We start from the raw sequence: 14,946 nt of genomic DNA on the forward strand, positions 1-14,946 counted from the left end.
TATTTTCCTTATTCTATTTATGATGAGCAGAGATATTGGATAACAGCCAATATCTCTGCTGTAAATCGACTAATCTATTGGATTAAGAAACTTTTTTTTCATTTATCCAACGATAAAGCACGGGTAACAGCACCAAAGTTAGTAATGTTGAAGAGATAATCCCGCCAATCACTACGGTTGCCAGTGGCCGTTGAACCTCAGCCCCTGTTCCGGTTGACAGCGCCATTGGTACAAAACCCAGTGAAGCCACACAAGCTGTCATCAACACTGGTCTTAAGCGCAAAATAGCCCCTTGCCACACGGCTTTATGCACTGGATATTTGTCCCTTAATTCCTTAATAAAGGTCAGCATTACCAGTCCATTGAGGACTGCAACACCAGATAAGGCAATAAAGCCAATTCCAGCTGACATCGATAATGGAATATCCCTTAGCCAAAGGAACAGCACACCACCGGTCAAGGCAAAGGGTATCCCGGTAAAGACCAATAGACTTTCTTTGACATTGTGAAAGACCGCCATCAGTAAAATAAAGATAGTGATTAAAGCCAGTGGAATCACGATTTGCATCCGTGCTTTGGCTGAAGCCAAATTTTCAAACTGACCGCCATATTCTATCCAATAACCACTTGGCAAAGTGTATGCTTTGAGCTGTGTCTGTACATCAGAAACAAAAGACCCTAAATCACGCCCTTCAACATTCGTTGTAACCACAACTCGGCGTTTACCATTTTCTCGACTGACTTGGTTGATTCCTTCAATGGTCGAGACTTGCGCGACATCCGACAATAAAATACTGCCACCATTTGGAAGCTGAATAGGTAACTGGGAAACAGATGCGACACTACGGTCTTGCTCTCCAAGACGGATAACAAAATCAAAACGACGATCGCCTTCTAAAATCTCTCCCACGCTTTGTCCACCAATATTGGTTGCCACAAGGTCTTGAATTGAACGCACACTCAAACCATATTGTGCAGCCAAAGTTTTATTTACCTCGACATTCAGTAATGGCAAACCTGAGGTCTGCTCAACTTTCACGGCACTGCTACCCGATATTTGCTGAATGATTTTGGAGATTTTAGTCGCCTCAGTATTGAGGACATTCATATCATCACCGAAGATTTTCACACCAACATCACTACGCACACCTGAGATCAATTCATTAAATCGGAGTTCAATCGGTTGTGAAAATTCACTATTATTGCCTGGAATCGTGGCTAAATACGTCACCATACGGCCACGTAATTCATCTAAACTTTCTTTAGGATTTGGCCATTCTGAACGAGGCTTTAACATGATATAGCCATCTGAAATATTGGGTGGCATGACATCTGTTGCAACCTCGGCTGTACCCGTTCTGGCAAATACTGCCTTAATTTCAGGGAAACTCTTTAAAAGAAGTTTTTCAGTATTCTCCTGAATACGTAAAGACTCTTCTAAGCCTGTACTTGGTGAACGTAACTGTTGTATCGCAAAGTCTCCTTCACTGAGCTGTGGTGCAAATTCACTGCCGAGTTTGGTACTGATAAATCCCGTAATCACTAATAAACACAGTGCAAAAGTCAGCACAACTGCTTTGTATTGATACGAAATATCAAGAGTTTGCTGATATTTAGCTTTTAGCCATAACATCCAACGACTTTCTTTTTCTTGAATATCGCCTTTGACCCACAATGCCACAGCAGCAGGCACAAAGGTGATCGATAAAATAATGGCTGCAACAAGGGCGAGTACCACTGCCAATGCCATCGGATGGAACATTTTTGCTTCCACACCACTTAAAGCAAAAATCGGCAAATACACCACCAAAATAATAAGCTGACCAAAAATAAGAGGACGACGTGCTTGGCGGGCAGCCAGAAAAACTTCCTTAAAGCGTTCACTTTGTGTGAGAGGTCGTTTTAACAGTTGCTGTGTATGGGCTAAACGCCGGATACAGTTTTCGACAATCACCACAGCACCATCGACAATGATGCCGAAATCGAGTGCACCTAAACTCATCAGATTGGCACTGATATTTTGCTGTGCCATCCCGGTTAAGGTAAACAGCATAGAGAGTGGAATGACACAGGCAGTAATCAAGGCAGCACGGATATTCCCTAAAAACAGGAACAGAATGATGATGACCAGGATTGCTCCCTCTACCAAGTTTTTCTGAACGGTTTTAATCGCCTTCTCAACCAAGATAGTACGGTCGTACACCGTTTCAATCACTACCCCTTTAGGCAAACTATTCTGAATATCTTGAAGCTTGGCATCCACAGCTTTAGAAACAGTCTGGCTATTTCCACCCATCGCCATCATGACAACCCCTAAAACGGTTTCTTTGCCGTTATAGGTTGCCCCACCGGTTCTTAAATCATGCCCAATAGAGACTTGCGCAATATCACCAACCCGAATTGGGCTGCCATTTGGGCTACCCAGCATGGTGTTCTCAATATCAGAAAGCCCATTGAATGCACCCGGTACACGTACCGTCAGTTGCTGACCATTGTCTTCAATATAACCTGCACCTCGGTTCTCATTATTTTGCGCTAAAGCCTGTTGCAGTTGTTCTAATGAGATATTCAGTTGCTGCATCCGGTTTAAATCGGGAGAGACCACATAGGTTTTTTCAAAACCACCAATACTGTTGACCTCTGCAACTCCCTTAACACGTTGCAGTTGAGGACGCACAATCCAGTCCTGAATCTCACGCAAATCCATCGGCGTGTATGCAGTTCCATCCGGCTTTTTCGCATTCGGATCTGCCTTCAGTACCCATTGATAAATCTCACCGAGACCCGTAGAAACGGGGGACATCGTCGGTGCGATTTGTGCAGGCAACTCAGATTGCGCCTCCTGTGTCCGTTGGTTAATCTGCTGACGGGCCCAATAAATATCAGTCCCATCTTTAAAGACAATGGTGACTTGAGAGAGTCCATAACGGGATATGGAACGGGTAAGCTCCAGATCCGGAATGCCAGCCATGGCATTTTCAATGGGATAGGTAATCAGCTGTTCGACTTCAAGCGCAGTAAAACCCTTGGCTTGAGTATTAAGCTGGACTTGGGTATTGGTAATATCGGGTACAGCATCAATCGGGAGTTTCTGATAGCTATACACCCCGACCGCAATCCAGGTACAGGCAAAGAGCAACACCCAAATCGCATTTTGTATGGAAAACTGAATGATTCGTTCGAATAAACCTTCTGGTTTTGGTAGATCAGAATTAATGTCCATGGCCTGCCTCGTCTTTTTCTAATTCAGATTTCAACAAGAAACTGCCTTGAGCGATATACTTCTGCCCTTCAGTCAGCCCAGAAATCACTTCAAGCCATTGTCCATCACTTGAAGCCTGCCCCAATTGCACTTTCTGTGCTTTTAAGTGGACTTGACCTTTTTGTTCTGAATCTACGATGAAAATACTGTCTTCACCTTCAATACTTTGCAGCGCAGACTTTTGAATCCGAAGGGCTGATTTTGCTGTAGCTTCCGGAATCAACACTCTCACTAACACATTAGAACGCAACTCAGTAGCTTGCGCATCGAGTTTTGCGCGCACCACCAGACGCCCTGTTTGTACATCTGCCTGAGAGGTTAAGCTTTGTACAGTAGCTTTATAGCTTTGATCTGAATCATTCACTTTAAAGTCAATTTTTTGCCCGGCTTGCAGTTGACCTGAGAATTGATTCGGCAAATTAAACTCAAGCCATAAATCTTTCAGCTGTTCAATGACAAAGAGCTGATTAGCCAGTTGCACATTTTCACCGACCACAATATCTTTTTGACTGATCACCCCAGAGATCGGTGCTTTAATCAGAAAACGCCCATTGTTATTGCCACTTGCACCTAATGCATTTAAACGTGCTTGTGAGGACTGGACAGTAATCTGCGCTTGACGGTAGGCATTTTCGGCACGCTGGTAATCCTGTTTGGCAGAAACCCCCTGTGACCAGAGTTGCTGTTCGCGCTGGTAATCTTTACGGGCCAAATCCAGATTCACCTGTGCCATACGCAGATTTGCCTGTTGGTCGATCAGTTCAGGCACGGTTAGTACAGCCAGCGTTTGTCCTTTTTGCACGCTCTGTCCTAAAGCCACATTGATCTGCTCGACATAACCACTAAAATTAGGCGATATATGCGCTTGTTGATCGGTATTCACCACCAATTTACCTGGCAGGGTTGTCAGCTTTTCAACCAATCCTGTGGATGCAACAGCAACTTTTAAACCTTGTTCAACCATTTGTTGGCTGGTCAGTTGTATTTCGCCTTCTTCAGCATGTCCTTCTTCAGAACTATCTTCATCAGAATATTCGGCATTTCCCTCATCATAACCCTGCCCCTCAGATTCAGTTTTTTTTGAACTTAACCAAATAGCCAGACTGACCAAGACCGTAATCAGAATCAAAACTACAATCATGAGAGACTGGGATATTTTTCCGTTTTGCTTGGCGTTCATTTTATCGTGCTCCCCCATTGATTAAATTTTGCGATGCTTCGACTGCCTTTTTATTCAGTTGTGTATAGGCATCCGAACGGCTAATTTCTTCATAACTTGTGCCAATACTGAGTGCCTCAGCTGCTAGGGCAGTTTGCCAAGCTTGACGTAGAGTTTGTAATTGACCCAATCGAAGATTCTGCAGTTGGGTGGTTGCTTGCTGAACGTCGGTAATGGACAGTTTCCCTGCCTGAAACCCTAGTAAAGTACGGCTCTGAACTTTGGTCGCCAAAGTAACTTGTGCTGTTGTGGCATCGAACTGGCTACGTAAACCTTTGAGCTGATGCATGCTGTTGGCAATATCGAGTATTTGTTGCTTCAGCTCACGCTGCTGCTGTTGGTTCAGCAATATTTGCTGTTGCTGGACCATCGGGATCGCATATTGCTGGCGATTGAAAATATTCAGTGGAATAGCCACGCCGATTGCTAAAGTCGTATCGTTGCTTCCATTAGGGGTTTTGCTACGTTTCATGCCTACATTTAAAGTCGGATTGGGACGTGCCTGAATTCTTAAATTTTCAATTTGATGATCCGATTGCTGAATGTTCAAGGCATAGAATTTTTCTAGCCACCCTTCAGCAATATACCGTTGCACAGTTTGGAGACTTTGCTCTGGCCAAGGGATAGCGGTTTTATTCAATTGAAGATGTGAAGATGTTTCTCCCCCCCACAAATTAGACAGCTGACGACCGGCAGCTTGTTTATTCAGCATCGCTTGCTCATAAAGTCGTTGGATTTCTAGCGCTTCAATTTGGGCACGCTCAAAATCAACCAGGGCAATACTGCCTGCCTGATAGCGTTTCTGGGCACTGTCCAGATTGACTTTACTTGTTTTTAACTGTACTGAATAAGCAGACTGCTCAACCTCAGCAAGTGCAAATTGCGACCATGCAAATTTAACAATCAGTTGGCTTTGTGCCTTCCATAATTGCTGTTGCAATTGGATTTGTTGATTCGAGGTATTGGCAATCACCCGGTTCAGCTTACGCTGACCAAATAGATCTAGAGGTTGACTAACGCCAACATTGAATTCCTGTTCTTGACCTGAGCCAAAGCCAGACTGTTCTAAACTTATACTTGGATTCTGCCATAACCGACTTTGCTGAATATTCAATTCAGATATTTGCTGAACTTGTTGCCACGGCTTGTCTTGAGTCTGGTAACTTTGTACTTTTGCTAAAGCGGATTCAAAGCTGGTAACGTTTTCAGCATAGCTATATTGCATAGCCGCTGCACATATACAAGCAACCAAGCTATGACGCAAGAGTATAATTGATTGTGAAGACATGATTTTTCCCACTTATTTAAATAATAAAAGTGGTGGGAATGTTTTAGGCTACCCCACCATGAGCGGGGAAAATTCGGGAGGTAGGCTTTGTTGAAACAGGTCAGGAGCCTGATAGCTGTTTTTCCAATGAAATTGTGGATTCACTTTAACTTCAGAGCTTGGATGAAACACATCTACTTTTTCATTTTGTACAATCAAATGCATCATCGATGGTAGATGATCTTGATGATCTTCACCGATTTCTAAATCGCTACTGAATGTTTTTATGTTTTCTGACTGTCCATTATGATCGTGTTGACGACTATCGCTGGCACACAAGGTATTTTGGTGATGACCAAAATGATAACTCTGCTGTGATTGAGGCTGTTGTTCATGGACACAAAAGGCCGCCGCCACATTCCAAAAGCTTTGGAACATGAACAATCCAACCAAGACTGTAATCCATGTAGTAGAACGCATCATCTGAACCGTACCGGGTTTGTCGGAGACTTTTTATTTAAGTTAGGCCACCTGACCTAACGGGTTAATCTTATCATTGTACATTGCTTCAAACTCAAAAGGCAATTTTCCATGAGAGTTTCCCAAACTTTGTGTAACTGCTTATAATCCACTAACAGGAGAATAAGCAATGACTAACCAATCTGACATCAAGAAACTGGCTGAGCAAATGGCCAGCAGCATGAAAAGCTTCGATGACATCAAAGACTTTCAAAAGCAGCTCATGCAGTCCTTCATCGACACTGCATTTACACTCTCCTAAAACCATTTAACAAAACCTATGACTATTTTACTTTCCCTTACATAATCGTCCTAGTGTATATCTTTTTTTTTGATTAGCATTTTCCTAAATCAATTGACTTTAGGTGAGTATGATGAACGATATCCAATTTTCAGATTGCGCAAAGGCATGTATGAGCTGTTACCTTACCTGTGCCAGTTGTGCAAATGCCTGTCTAAAAGAAGAAAATCTGGAGATGATGCGAGAATGTATTCAGCGTTGTCTAGATTGTGCAGATATTTGTCAGCTCTGTGCTCGTATGCAGCAAACAGAATCTCCTTTTATGAAAGAAATTTGTGAGCTTTGTGCCAAGGCTTGTGAATACTGTGCAGATGAATGTAGCCAACATGAGCATCAATACTGCCAGCAATGTGCTGATGCTTGCCGTGAATGTGCCGTCGAATGTCGAAAAATGGTTGCCTGATAAATAAAAGAATTAGTTGAGTTTAGGATTTACTCAATGAATAGCCAACGTGTTAGTTGTTAGTGGGTCAAACCACTAACAACTCGCAAAAAATGGCTGAATTTGTGGACGTTGTTTTTGCGATTCGATCCAAAGAGAGTACTTTGATTGAACGCGCATGAGTAAATCAGCACTAATACCTAAAGCATCGTGCAAACGTAAGGCTACATCGGCTGTTACTGGGAGGGTGTAAATAATTCTGTGTAAATACAGTTTTATTTACACAGAATTATTTACACCCTCCCCCTGGGGTATAGAATATCGAACTTTCTTACTTTTTAGAGTAACTCAGCTGCTTGTAATGCTATTTCTTTAACATCTAAGCTAAGGGCTAAATCTGCATTGATCAAATCTTCAATATCGAAAAATCTAGCTTCTAGGGCGTCATCACCTGCTAGAGGATCACCAGAAACCCAAATACAAAGTACGGCTACAAGAACAAAATGGTGACGAAGCTTACCACTACTATCAAAGTCAAACGCGTCTACAGCGTTAAATGTCTTAAAGGCTTTTGATACAATGCTTGTCTCTTCATAAAGTTCACGAACGGCAGCATCTTTAACAGTTTCCCCACGTTCAATTTTACCACCGGGAAAACCCCATCGACCTGCATCGGGTGGGTTAGCACGGCGTACTAAAAGCACCTTTCCATCTTTAAAAAGTACTCCAATAGTAGCTACTATTGGACGTAGGCTCTGTGGTTCGTATTGTATTATAGGTTCATTACTTAGTATATTAGACATAAAAACTCAATTGAGAATAGGACATAGAGGATAGCTTAATATTCAAGTCCTCACTAGGGTACCGAACCAGTGAAAGCGCCTGACAATCTACCATTAGACTATACCTAAAACATAAAACCTTTAAATGATAACCTATCTATCATTAGACTTTTTTATGTTATTAAATGATAGTAATATCTTGCTATTATCAATGAACATTAATTATTAAGTCTAAATAATAGAGGTGGCGTTATGACTGTTCGTATTTATGTGAGAGCCAGCACTAAGGATCAAGACGCGACCAGAGCATTGTCTGACTTGATTAGCTTTAGCCAAAGCTATGATGATAACCATGTTGAGTACGTAGAGCATTTCAGTGGTACAAAGTTAGATAGACCAGCACTCACTAAGTTACTCAATGATGCTGAGCAAGGCGATATATTGCTTGTTGAGAGTGTAGATAGATTGAGTAGATTGTCTCAGGATGATTTTGCTATCTTAAAGCAGCGCATCAAAGATAAAGGTTTGCGATTGGTAGTGGCTGATCTACCAACTACACATACGGTTAGCGAGGGTATGACAGGCGACATCCTTAGGGTAATTAACAATATGCTGATCGACTTATTAGCAACGATGGCAAAGCTTGATAACGATAAGCGTAGAGAACGTATCAAGCAGGGATTAGCAAACAGTGGATATAAACCTACTGGTAAGAAAGCAAATCTAGCAAAACACAATCGTATTAGAGAATTAGACAGTCAAAATAATATGACAAAAGAGGAAATCGCTAAGGCGGTTGGTGTTGGGGTAGCTACGGTTTATCGTGTCTTAAAACAGGGTTAATAGCTGAAGTATTTTAAACATTAATTTACGTTTCTATAGACGCGATGCTATCAAATATATAATCATTAAGTTGATAGATTTTAATCATGTATCTTGATTCAAAAAAACCCTGTATTTGAGTATTTGAGTATTTGAGTATTTGAGTATTTGAGTATCACTTTGCCTTTTTAGCTATGATAGTAATCAGCTGTATCAACTTTGTACGTACTAGCGTTGCAACTGATTTATTTTATATATCGAATGCAGCGACTTTATGCCCATGCTTTGAGCAAATGCTATAAGCTCATTTTTAGCACATATAAGTGGTTCCATTATAGCAGTCTGTTTTGAGTGGTCTGTTAATAGGGTTTTGGGGCTTTTAAGTCGGTTCCGCTAGGGTATACCCTAGGATAATAGGAAATCCATCGCGGATGACAAAACCTGTTTAGCTTTTAAACAATACGGGTTTGTCGATAGTATGTAAGATAAGTTCGAAAAGTGACTAGAGTGTTAGATTATTCATACTGGGTCTGAATTAAAATTTTATTGTGATTAATTTCTGCTCAATGTTATTCATTTGTCGCCATGATGAGTGATGGCGGCTTGTGATTTAGTTAGGAAAAATAATCTTGAGTAATAAGGTACGTTTGTAGCATTTGCAGCAGGGCTTGTTCTAGGCTTCTTTACTTACACTTTCCTGTAAATTCTTTTTTAGTAAATGATCGAATATAAACGGGCCAAAAGGTAAGAGTGAGCCGAGTACGCCCGCAGGTATTGCCCAAAGAGGCATTTTCATTTTGATAGCTGAGCCTATAAGTATTATGATATAGGTAATAAACAATATACCGTGTGCCATACCGATGTATTTCACACCTTCTGGAATGTCCAGCATATATTTTAGTGGCATGGCGATACAGAGCAATAATAAGAAAGAGGTGCCTTCTAGGTAGCCTATAATGGTAAGGCTTTTTAATGCGGCACTTTGTTTTTTTCTAAGATTATGTATTTGTTTGATAGTTAGCTGAGCATGTGACACTATATTATCCTTTTGTTATTTCAATAAATAATTTAGGCGGTATTCAATGTCTTTATAATAATGGCCCTGTCCAGAGCTTTGAAGTACTGGTTTTTGTCATCTACCACTTAGCACGTCACGCCTTCGTCTAGCCACTTCAAAATCATCCTGCGTTCACTCGCATACAATTATGCATTGGGTTTTGGGATATAGAATGAGAGAGTATTTGTATTAATCATATATCACCTTCCAGTTCGCATTTTTATAAACACACTTGAGTATAAAAAGTATCTTTCCGTATAGAGCAGCTATGACGCTAGTTCTTTTTATTTGTACTGATCAATATTCACTTGTTTATTCATTACGCTTACTTTCCAAAAATATCATATCAATTATAATCAACGCTACACCGACACAGACACCTATATCTGCAACATTGAAAATAGGATAATTCCAGACATCAGCATAATGCACATGGATAAAGTCAACCACTTTGCCAATTCTTAAACGATCGATTAAGTTGCCAATCGCACCGCCAAGCACTAAGGCCAACCCCATAGACAATAGCTTGGCTGTACGTGGCGCTTTGATTAAATAAATCGTTAAAAAGATAGCCATTACAAAAGCTAAGCCTGAGAAAAACCATTTCTGCCAACCGCCAGCGTCGGCTAAAAAGCTAAATGCTGCCCCATAGTTATAAGCGAGTGTCCAGTTGAGAAATGGTTCAATGACCGGTACGGGGTCATTGAACGCTAATTTGGTTTGGGCCAACCACTTAGTCCATTGATCAAGTATTAATACCATTATCGCCAACAAATACCAGATAAAAGCGCGACTGCCATTGGCAACCATTTTTGGCATTTTATTCAACTTACCTTTAGGTGTTATCGAGTTGCCTGAAGTCACGTACATAGCTTTAGGCGTATGATTCATGGTTTTAGAGTCAATCGATTGATGAGTACTACTCACAGCTATAGGTACTTTATTGTCAGCAATATTAGTACTAGCCGATTCAACGCTATTCAATTTAGTACTATCTAATCTGTCGGTAGATTCAGTCATAGTTGTTTTCTTTATCTGTGTTTATACAATGAACAATGTTAAACGTATATGTTTTTGGTATACGACTATTAATCGCGCCACTTTTATAAACGGCTCCACTTACCGCTCTGGTGTTATGAAACTTACGGTAATAATTTTTTATTAGGGAATCTGTTGATTGATTTCAACATTAACCTGAGTCTGTTCAGCGCTAATCACTATAGGATTACCCGATAAGTCGCCTGACTCTGCTATGGCATTACCGCTATGACTAATACGAGCAACGACTGCTAACTGAGTTTTGTCACTACGAGCTGAATTTAACGTACGATCTGGCATCATCGCATCAAGATTGCTTAAGCGGATACTAGCCTCACCTTGCTTGATAATACTAATGGGTAAACGTTTGGCGGCAAACGGTGGACCTCCTTTAACGTCACGTATCGCAACAAACAACACATCATCAGCTTTCACTAACGGTAATAAATTAGCGTTAATTTTCACTGTCACGTCAATACCTTCTAGCGCTTGCTTTTCTTGCGTGCTAACGTAGTTGCTTAACTCATCTAAGCTTGCTAAAGCTTTAGTATGATCACCTGGTTTGGCCACAATGCTGCCTTGTAAGCGTTTAATCCAACCTTGCGCTTGGGCAAAGTTACTACTACGAGTCTCACCCATTGCCATGAGCATTTGAGCCCGTTCATGCTGTGGATTCTTAGCTAATATAGCTTGTAATACACGGCGAATATTGGCGTCTAACTGACCTTCATTAACGAAAAAGCTAGTCTGAGCATAAGTGGTGGCGATTTCTTCATTTTCAGGAGCTAAACGATAGGCACGAGATAAGGCTTCCAGCGCAGAATCAGTTGCCTCCATAGATAAGAAAAGCTCGGATAGGCGCATCCAGCGATTAGGATCATCAGCATTACGATGAACATTGGTTTGCATGGCGCTAATCAGTTGACGACCATCTTCAAACGCCCATGATGGCGGCTTGTCAATTTTAGCTGTCAATAGGTCGTCAGCCACTTGTCCTACTTTGTCCTCAGCTGTCCACAAATCAAACACGGGCGTACGATTGCCTATTAGTAAATACGCCATTGCAGCCAATATTGGGATCCAAGCTGCGACAATTAAACGGCTTTTGACATCAGGGGTGACCATAGGTGTTATCTGACGCTGCGCATCTAATAGCTGACGCTCAAGCTCCAGCTTTTGATTTTGATAATGGCTATTATTAATAGTACCGCTGTCTTTATCTGTTTGTAGCTCAGCTAAACGTTCGCGAAATACTGCAACATTAATATCTAGCAGTTGATTGTCTATTGGTTTGGACTGCAAACGCGGTGCTCGTAGCCATGGCATAATAGCAATCAGCGCAAATATAAGAGCAATCAGCAAGCTTAGAGTTACAAATAAGCCAAAAGTAGAAAATAGAGTCATTTTTTGTCCTCTAGGCTAGTAATGTCGTGGTCGACACTCTCAGCTTGCGATAATAGACGATCAAGCTCAGCCTTTTCCGTAGAGGTCAAGGCAGCAGTACTGTTCACTGTGACGCCGCTTTGACCACGGGCAACAACTTGGCGACGCTTACTTTGCCAAAACCAACCAATAATTAAGACGAGCAATAATAGTGGTGGAAAAAACCATAGGATCCATGTTGATGGTCGCATAGGCGGCTTGTAGCTAATAAAGTCACCGTAGCGCTCTTGCATATAGACGCGTATTTCAGCATCACTACGTCTATCTTTAATTAAATCATAGACTTTTTGCTTTAGATCCTGTGCAATCGGTGCATCAGAGGCTGCAAGGTTTTGATTTTGGCATTTTGGGCAGCGAAACTCTTCTATTAATCCACGATACTGAGCTTCTTGCTGTGGTGAGTCAAAATCGTATACGTCAATAGCTGCGTTTGCCGTCATGTTAAGCAGACACGCTAGTATTAAGCTTGCTAGTTTTAAAACTATATTGGGTTTTAGTTGAGGAGCTCTTATTCGAATAACGTTCATTTGCACATCTCCTCAACCTGAATGAGATCAGGACTATCGTTGTTCTTATTAGCCTCATTAAGTACGGTCAGGCACGGCTTAACACGCTGTTGCCAATTGGCTTCATTAACCTCACCAACAATATGCTGACGAATGATGCCATCTCCATCCACAACAAAGGTTTCGGGCGCACCAGTTATGCCTAAGTCTAGAGCAAACTGACCCAATGAATCCTGAATAGACATAGAAAATGGATCACCGCCTCGGTTTAAGTAACTGAGCGCATTACCAATCTCATCCTTATAATTCACACCAACGATATCAACGCCGCGCTCTTCTAGTTGCATTAAAAACGGATGCTCAATAACGCAAGTTGGGCACCATGAGCCCCAAACATTAAGTAAAAACGGCTTATCCGGCAAATTATCATTGGTGATAGTACGGGTAGTATCTGCTAATAACGGCAGCTCAAAGGTAGGAACCGGACGCTCAAGAGCGGTATTGGTCACAATGTCTGTTGGTTTACCTAAGCGCATGTACAATATAACTACCAAACCAAAAAAGAGGATAAGCGGAACTAAGAACCATAGCTTCGTCTGCTTTTTTTTCATTGTCTTTGGGTTACGCTGCTTACTGTTTTGGCTATTTTTTTGCTCAGGAGTATTATTCGACATAGTCATTTATTTCTCCTTTAGTGTCGACATCGTCGATGCTGAGATTGCCTGTTCAATAGCTACCTCATTGACTCCATCAGTAGCCAGATCACCAGTAACTAGCAATGGAGCTTTAACTTTTTTGATGCGGTATCGTTTATCAAGCATGCTAATTAATCCACCTAGAGCCATGATAATTGCCCCTAACCAAATCCAGCGAATTAATGGTTTTACATAAATCCTTAATGCCCATTGGTTACTACCATCGGCAATAGGTTCGCCCAGTGCGACATAAACATCGCGCATTAGGCTAGCATCAATGGCCGCCTCAGTGGTCGGCATAGTGCTAATGATATAAGTACGCTTTTCTGGATTCAGTTTCGCCACTTCACGACCGTTTTTGGATACCACGACTTGCGCCTGCGTTGCATCAAAGTTACTACCCTTTATTTCAAAAAATTCAGTTACTTCAAAATCGTAACCTTGAACATTGACTGTATCGCCAATACCCATTGCTACGTCACGCTCAGTACTCAAGCTACTAGTAAAGGCTATGCCAATGACAGCAACCAATACGCCAATATGAGCAGTCTGTTGACCCCAATAGCTCAGACGCAACTGCCGCAAACCGTTAAAAAGATTAGGCGCATTCTTAGTTTTATCTTTAAAATCAACTGCCATCCATAGCAGTGCCCAAAAGCTAACGGCTAAAGTCACACCAATATTAAGCATAGACGATGGATTAACAAAGTAAGTAATAATGGCGGCTAATACTAAGCTACTAACGGCGATGACCATGCCTATACCCAGTAGTGGACGGGTGTCTTTTTTCCAGCGAATATTTGAGCCCATACCCATAGCTATTAATAACAGCCACGTTAAAGGTACAAATAATGCATTAAAATAAGGAGGGCCAACGGACACTTGTCCTAAACCAAAGGCATCAGCGATAATAGGGTAAAGGGTGCCGAGCAGAACCACTAAGGTTGCAATCAAAATGATGGCGTTGTTGATCACTAAAAAGGACTCACGTGAAATCAGCTGATATTGACTTTCAACGGTTAAACGCCAACCTCGAACGGCAAACATTAATAGACCACTACCGATGATAATGCCAAGAATAGCTAAGATAACCAAACCACGCGTCGGATCAGCGGCAAACGAATGCACTGAGGTAAGGACTCCAGAGCGTACCAGGAACGTGCCAAGCAAGCTTAAGGCAAAGGCGAAAATAGCCAGCATGATGGTCCATGCTTTAAACACCCCGCGCTTTTCAGTGACTGCTAATGAATGCAGCAATGCTAAGCCGACAAGCCAAGGCATAAACGAGGCGTTCTCTACCGGATCCCAAAACCACCAACCGCCCCAGCCAAGCTCGTAGTAGGCCCACCACGAGCCCAGTGCAATACCAATGGTCAAAAATCCCCAAGCCGCGAGCGCCCATGGACGTGACCAGCGTGTCCAAGCAGCATCTAAACGCCCTTCCCACAATGCCGCCATACAAAATGCAAAAGGTACTACCATACCCACATAGCCCATATATAACATGGGCGGATGAATAATCAGACCGAAATCTTGTAGGACAGGATTTAAATCAGCGCCATCGACCGCTAGATTGGGTAAGGTACGCTCAAACGGTGACGAGGTAAATATCAGCATCGTTAGCATCATTAACTGTACACCGGCCAAAATAAC

At 41.9% G+C, this 14,946-nt stretch carries 14 protein-coding genes; 3 read left to right on the forward strand and 11 right to left on the reverse strand.

The features are described from left to right. Window positions 1-82: 82 nt before the first annotated feature. Genes CXF65_RS05020 through CXF65_RS05035 form a run of 4 tightly spaced genes read right to left on the reverse strand, consistent with a single transcriptional unit; the run spans window position 83 to window position 6,231 of the window. Window positions 83-3,223, reverse strand: a complete 3,141-nt coding sequence (locus tag CXF65_RS05020) for an efflux RND transporter permease subunit (RefSeq protein WP_101211259.1) — start codon at window positions 3,221-3,223, stop codon at window positions 83-85. Beyond that, on the reverse strand, window positions 3,213-4,442 hold the full coding sequence (locus CXF65_RS05025; RefSeq protein WP_025644120.1) for an efflux RND transporter periplasmic adaptor subunit: 1,230 nt from the start codon (window positions 4,440-4,442) through the stop codon (window positions 3,213-3,215). The genes CXF65_RS05020 and CXF65_RS05025 overlap by 11 nt, the downstream gene beginning before the upstream one ends. 1 nt (window position 4,443) lies before the next feature. Next, window positions 4,444-5,769, reverse strand: coding sequence for a TolC family protein (locus tag CXF65_RS05030; protein WP_025652658.1), 1,326 nt, complete (start codon window positions 5,767-5,769; stop codon window positions 4,444-4,446). 48 nt (window positions 5,770-5,817) lie between these two features. Beyond that, window positions 5,818-6,231: a cation efflux protein, CzcI-like gene (locus tag CXF65_RS05035; RefSeq protein ID WP_227502390.1), complete on the reverse strand. Its 414-nt coding sequence runs from the start codon at window positions 6,229-6,231 to the stop codon at window positions 5,818-5,820. Window positions 6,232-6,397: 166 nt separating this feature from the next. Here CXF65_RS05035 and CXF65_RS15180 point away from each other — a divergent pair, with 166 nt between their 5' ends. Continuing rightward, complete coding sequence (locus CXF65_RS15180; protein ID WP_264673014.1) at window positions 6,398-6,529, forward strand: hypothetical protein; 132 nt, start codon at window positions 6,398-6,400, stop codon at window positions 6,527-6,529. 112 nt (window positions 6,530-6,641) lie between these two features. Beyond that, window positions 6,642-6,971 carry a four-helix bundle copper-binding protein gene (locus CXF65_RS05045; protein ID WP_084212324.1) on the forward strand — a complete coding sequence of 110 codons (330 nt, stop codon included), beginning with the start codon at window positions 6,642-6,644 and terminating at the stop codon, window positions 6,969-6,971. A gap of 317 nt (window positions 6,972-7,288) precedes the next feature. Here the strand turns inward: CXF65_RS05045 and CXF65_RS05050 are convergent, their stop codons facing one another. Beyond that, window positions 7,289-7,753 (reverse strand): NUDIX hydrolase, encoded by a 465-nt coding sequence (locus tag CXF65_RS05050; protein WP_007115209.1) that lies wholly within the window; start codon window positions 7,751-7,753, stop codon window positions 7,289-7,291. Window positions 7,754-7,984: 231 nt separating this feature from the next. On the opposite strand from CXF65_RS05050, the gene CXF65_RS05055 reads away from it, so the two are divergent. Further along, window positions 7,985-8,575 carry a recombinase family protein gene (locus CXF65_RS05055; protein WP_025643766.1) on the forward strand — a complete coding sequence of 197 codons (591 nt, stop codon included), beginning with the start codon at window positions 7,985-7,987 and terminating at the stop codon, window positions 8,573-8,575. 652 nt (window positions 8,576-9,227) lie between these two features. Here CXF65_RS05055 and CXF65_RS05060 read toward each other — a convergent pair. The 6 genes from CXF65_RS05060 to CXF65_RS05085 form a co-directional block, all read right to left on the reverse strand. Continuing rightward, a complete protein-coding gene (locus CXF65_RS05060) occupies window positions 9,228-9,590 on the reverse strand; it encodes a DUF3817 domain-containing protein (protein WP_058023733.1) in 363 nt (120 codons plus the stop codon). Window positions 9,591-9,923: 333 nt separating this feature from the next. After that, window positions 9,924-10,631, reverse strand: a complete 708-nt coding sequence (lspA, locus tag CXF65_RS05065; protein WP_101211260.1) for a signal peptidase II — start codon at window positions 10,629-10,631, stop codon at window positions 9,924-9,926. A gap of 141 nt (window positions 10,632-10,772) precedes the next feature. Further along, window positions 10,773-12,053, reverse strand: coding sequence for a c-type cytochrome biogenesis protein CcmI (gene ccmI / locus CXF65_RS05070; protein ID WP_101211261.1), 1,281 nt, complete (start codon window positions 12,051-12,053; stop codon window positions 10,773-10,775). Continuing rightward, window positions 12,050-12,532 carry a cytochrome c-type biogenesis protein gene (locus tag CXF65_RS05075; RefSeq protein WP_020443538.1) on the reverse strand — a complete coding sequence of 161 codons (483 nt, stop codon included), beginning with the start codon at window positions 12,530-12,532 and terminating at the stop codon, window positions 12,050-12,052. Before CXF65_RS05075 ends, ccmI begins: the two co-directional genes overlap by 4 nt. An 83-nt stretch (window positions 12,533-12,615) precedes the next feature. Continuing rightward, window positions 12,616-13,278, reverse strand: coding sequence for a DsbE family thiol:disulfide interchange protein (locus tag CXF65_RS05080; RefSeq protein WP_101211262.1), 663 nt, complete (start codon window positions 13,276-13,278; stop codon window positions 12,616-12,618). Next, on the reverse strand, window positions 13,279-14,946 hold a 1,668-nt coding region (locus CXF65_RS05085), incomplete at its 5' end, for a heme lyase CcmF/NrfE family subunit (protein ID WP_101211263.1).

The sequence above is a fragment of the Psychrobacter sp. Sarcosine-3u-12 genome (genome assembly GCF_002836005.1).
Classification (GTDB): Bacteria; Pseudomonadota; Gammaproteobacteria; order Pseudomonadales; family Moraxellaceae; genus Psychrobacter; species Psychrobacter okhotskensis.

What these genes read in the sequence shown, in the direction of transcription:
- CXF65_RS05020 (WP_101211259.1), bottom strand. Translation starts at nt 3,223, where the DNA reads ATGGACATTAATTCTGATCTACCAAAACCAGAAGGTTTATTCGAACGA.
- CXF65_RS05025 (WP_025644120.1), bottom strand. Translation starts at nt 4,442, where the DNA reads ATGAACGCCAAGCAAAACGGAAAAATATCCCAGTCTCTCATGATTGTA.
- CXF65_RS05030 (WP_025652658.1), bottom strand. Translation starts at nt 5,769, where the DNA reads ATGTCTTCACAATCAATTATACTCTTGCGTCATAGCTTGGTTGCTTGT.
- CXF65_RS05035 (WP_227502390.1), bottom strand. Translation starts at nt 6,231, where the DNA reads ATGATGCGTTCTACTACATGGATTACAGTCTTGGTTGGATTGTTCATG.
- CXF65_RS15180 (WP_264673014.1), top strand. Translation starts at nt 6,398, where the DNA reads ATGACTAACCAATCTGACATCAAGAAACTGGCTGAGCAAATGGCCAGC.
- CXF65_RS05045 (WP_084212324.1), top strand. Translation starts at nt 6,642, where the DNA reads ATGAACGATATCCAATTTTCAGATTGCGCAAAGGCATGTATGAGCTGT.
- CXF65_RS05050 (WP_007115209.1), bottom strand. Translation starts at nt 7,753, where the DNA reads ATGTCTAATATACTAAGTAATGAACCTATAATACAATACGAACCACAG.
- CXF65_RS05055 (WP_025643766.1), top strand. Translation starts at nt 7,985, where the DNA reads ATGACTGTTCGTATTTATGTGAGAGCCAGCACTAAGGATCAAGACGCG.
- lspA (WP_101211260.1), bottom strand. Translation starts at nt 10,631, where the DNA reads ATGACTGAATCTACCGACAGATTAGATAGTACTAAATTGAATAGCGTT.
- ccmI (WP_101211261.1), bottom strand. Translation starts at nt 12,053, where the DNA reads ATGACTCTATTTTCTACTTTTGGCTTATTTGTAACTCTAAGCTTGCTG.
- CXF65_RS05075 (WP_020443538.1), bottom strand. Translation starts at nt 12,532, where the DNA reads ATGACGGCAAACGCAGCTATTGACGTATACGATTTTGACTCACCACAG.
- CXF65_RS05080 (WP_101211262.1), bottom strand. Translation starts at nt 13,278, where the DNA reads ATGACTATGTCGAATAATACTCCTGAGCAAAAAAATAGCCAAAACAGT.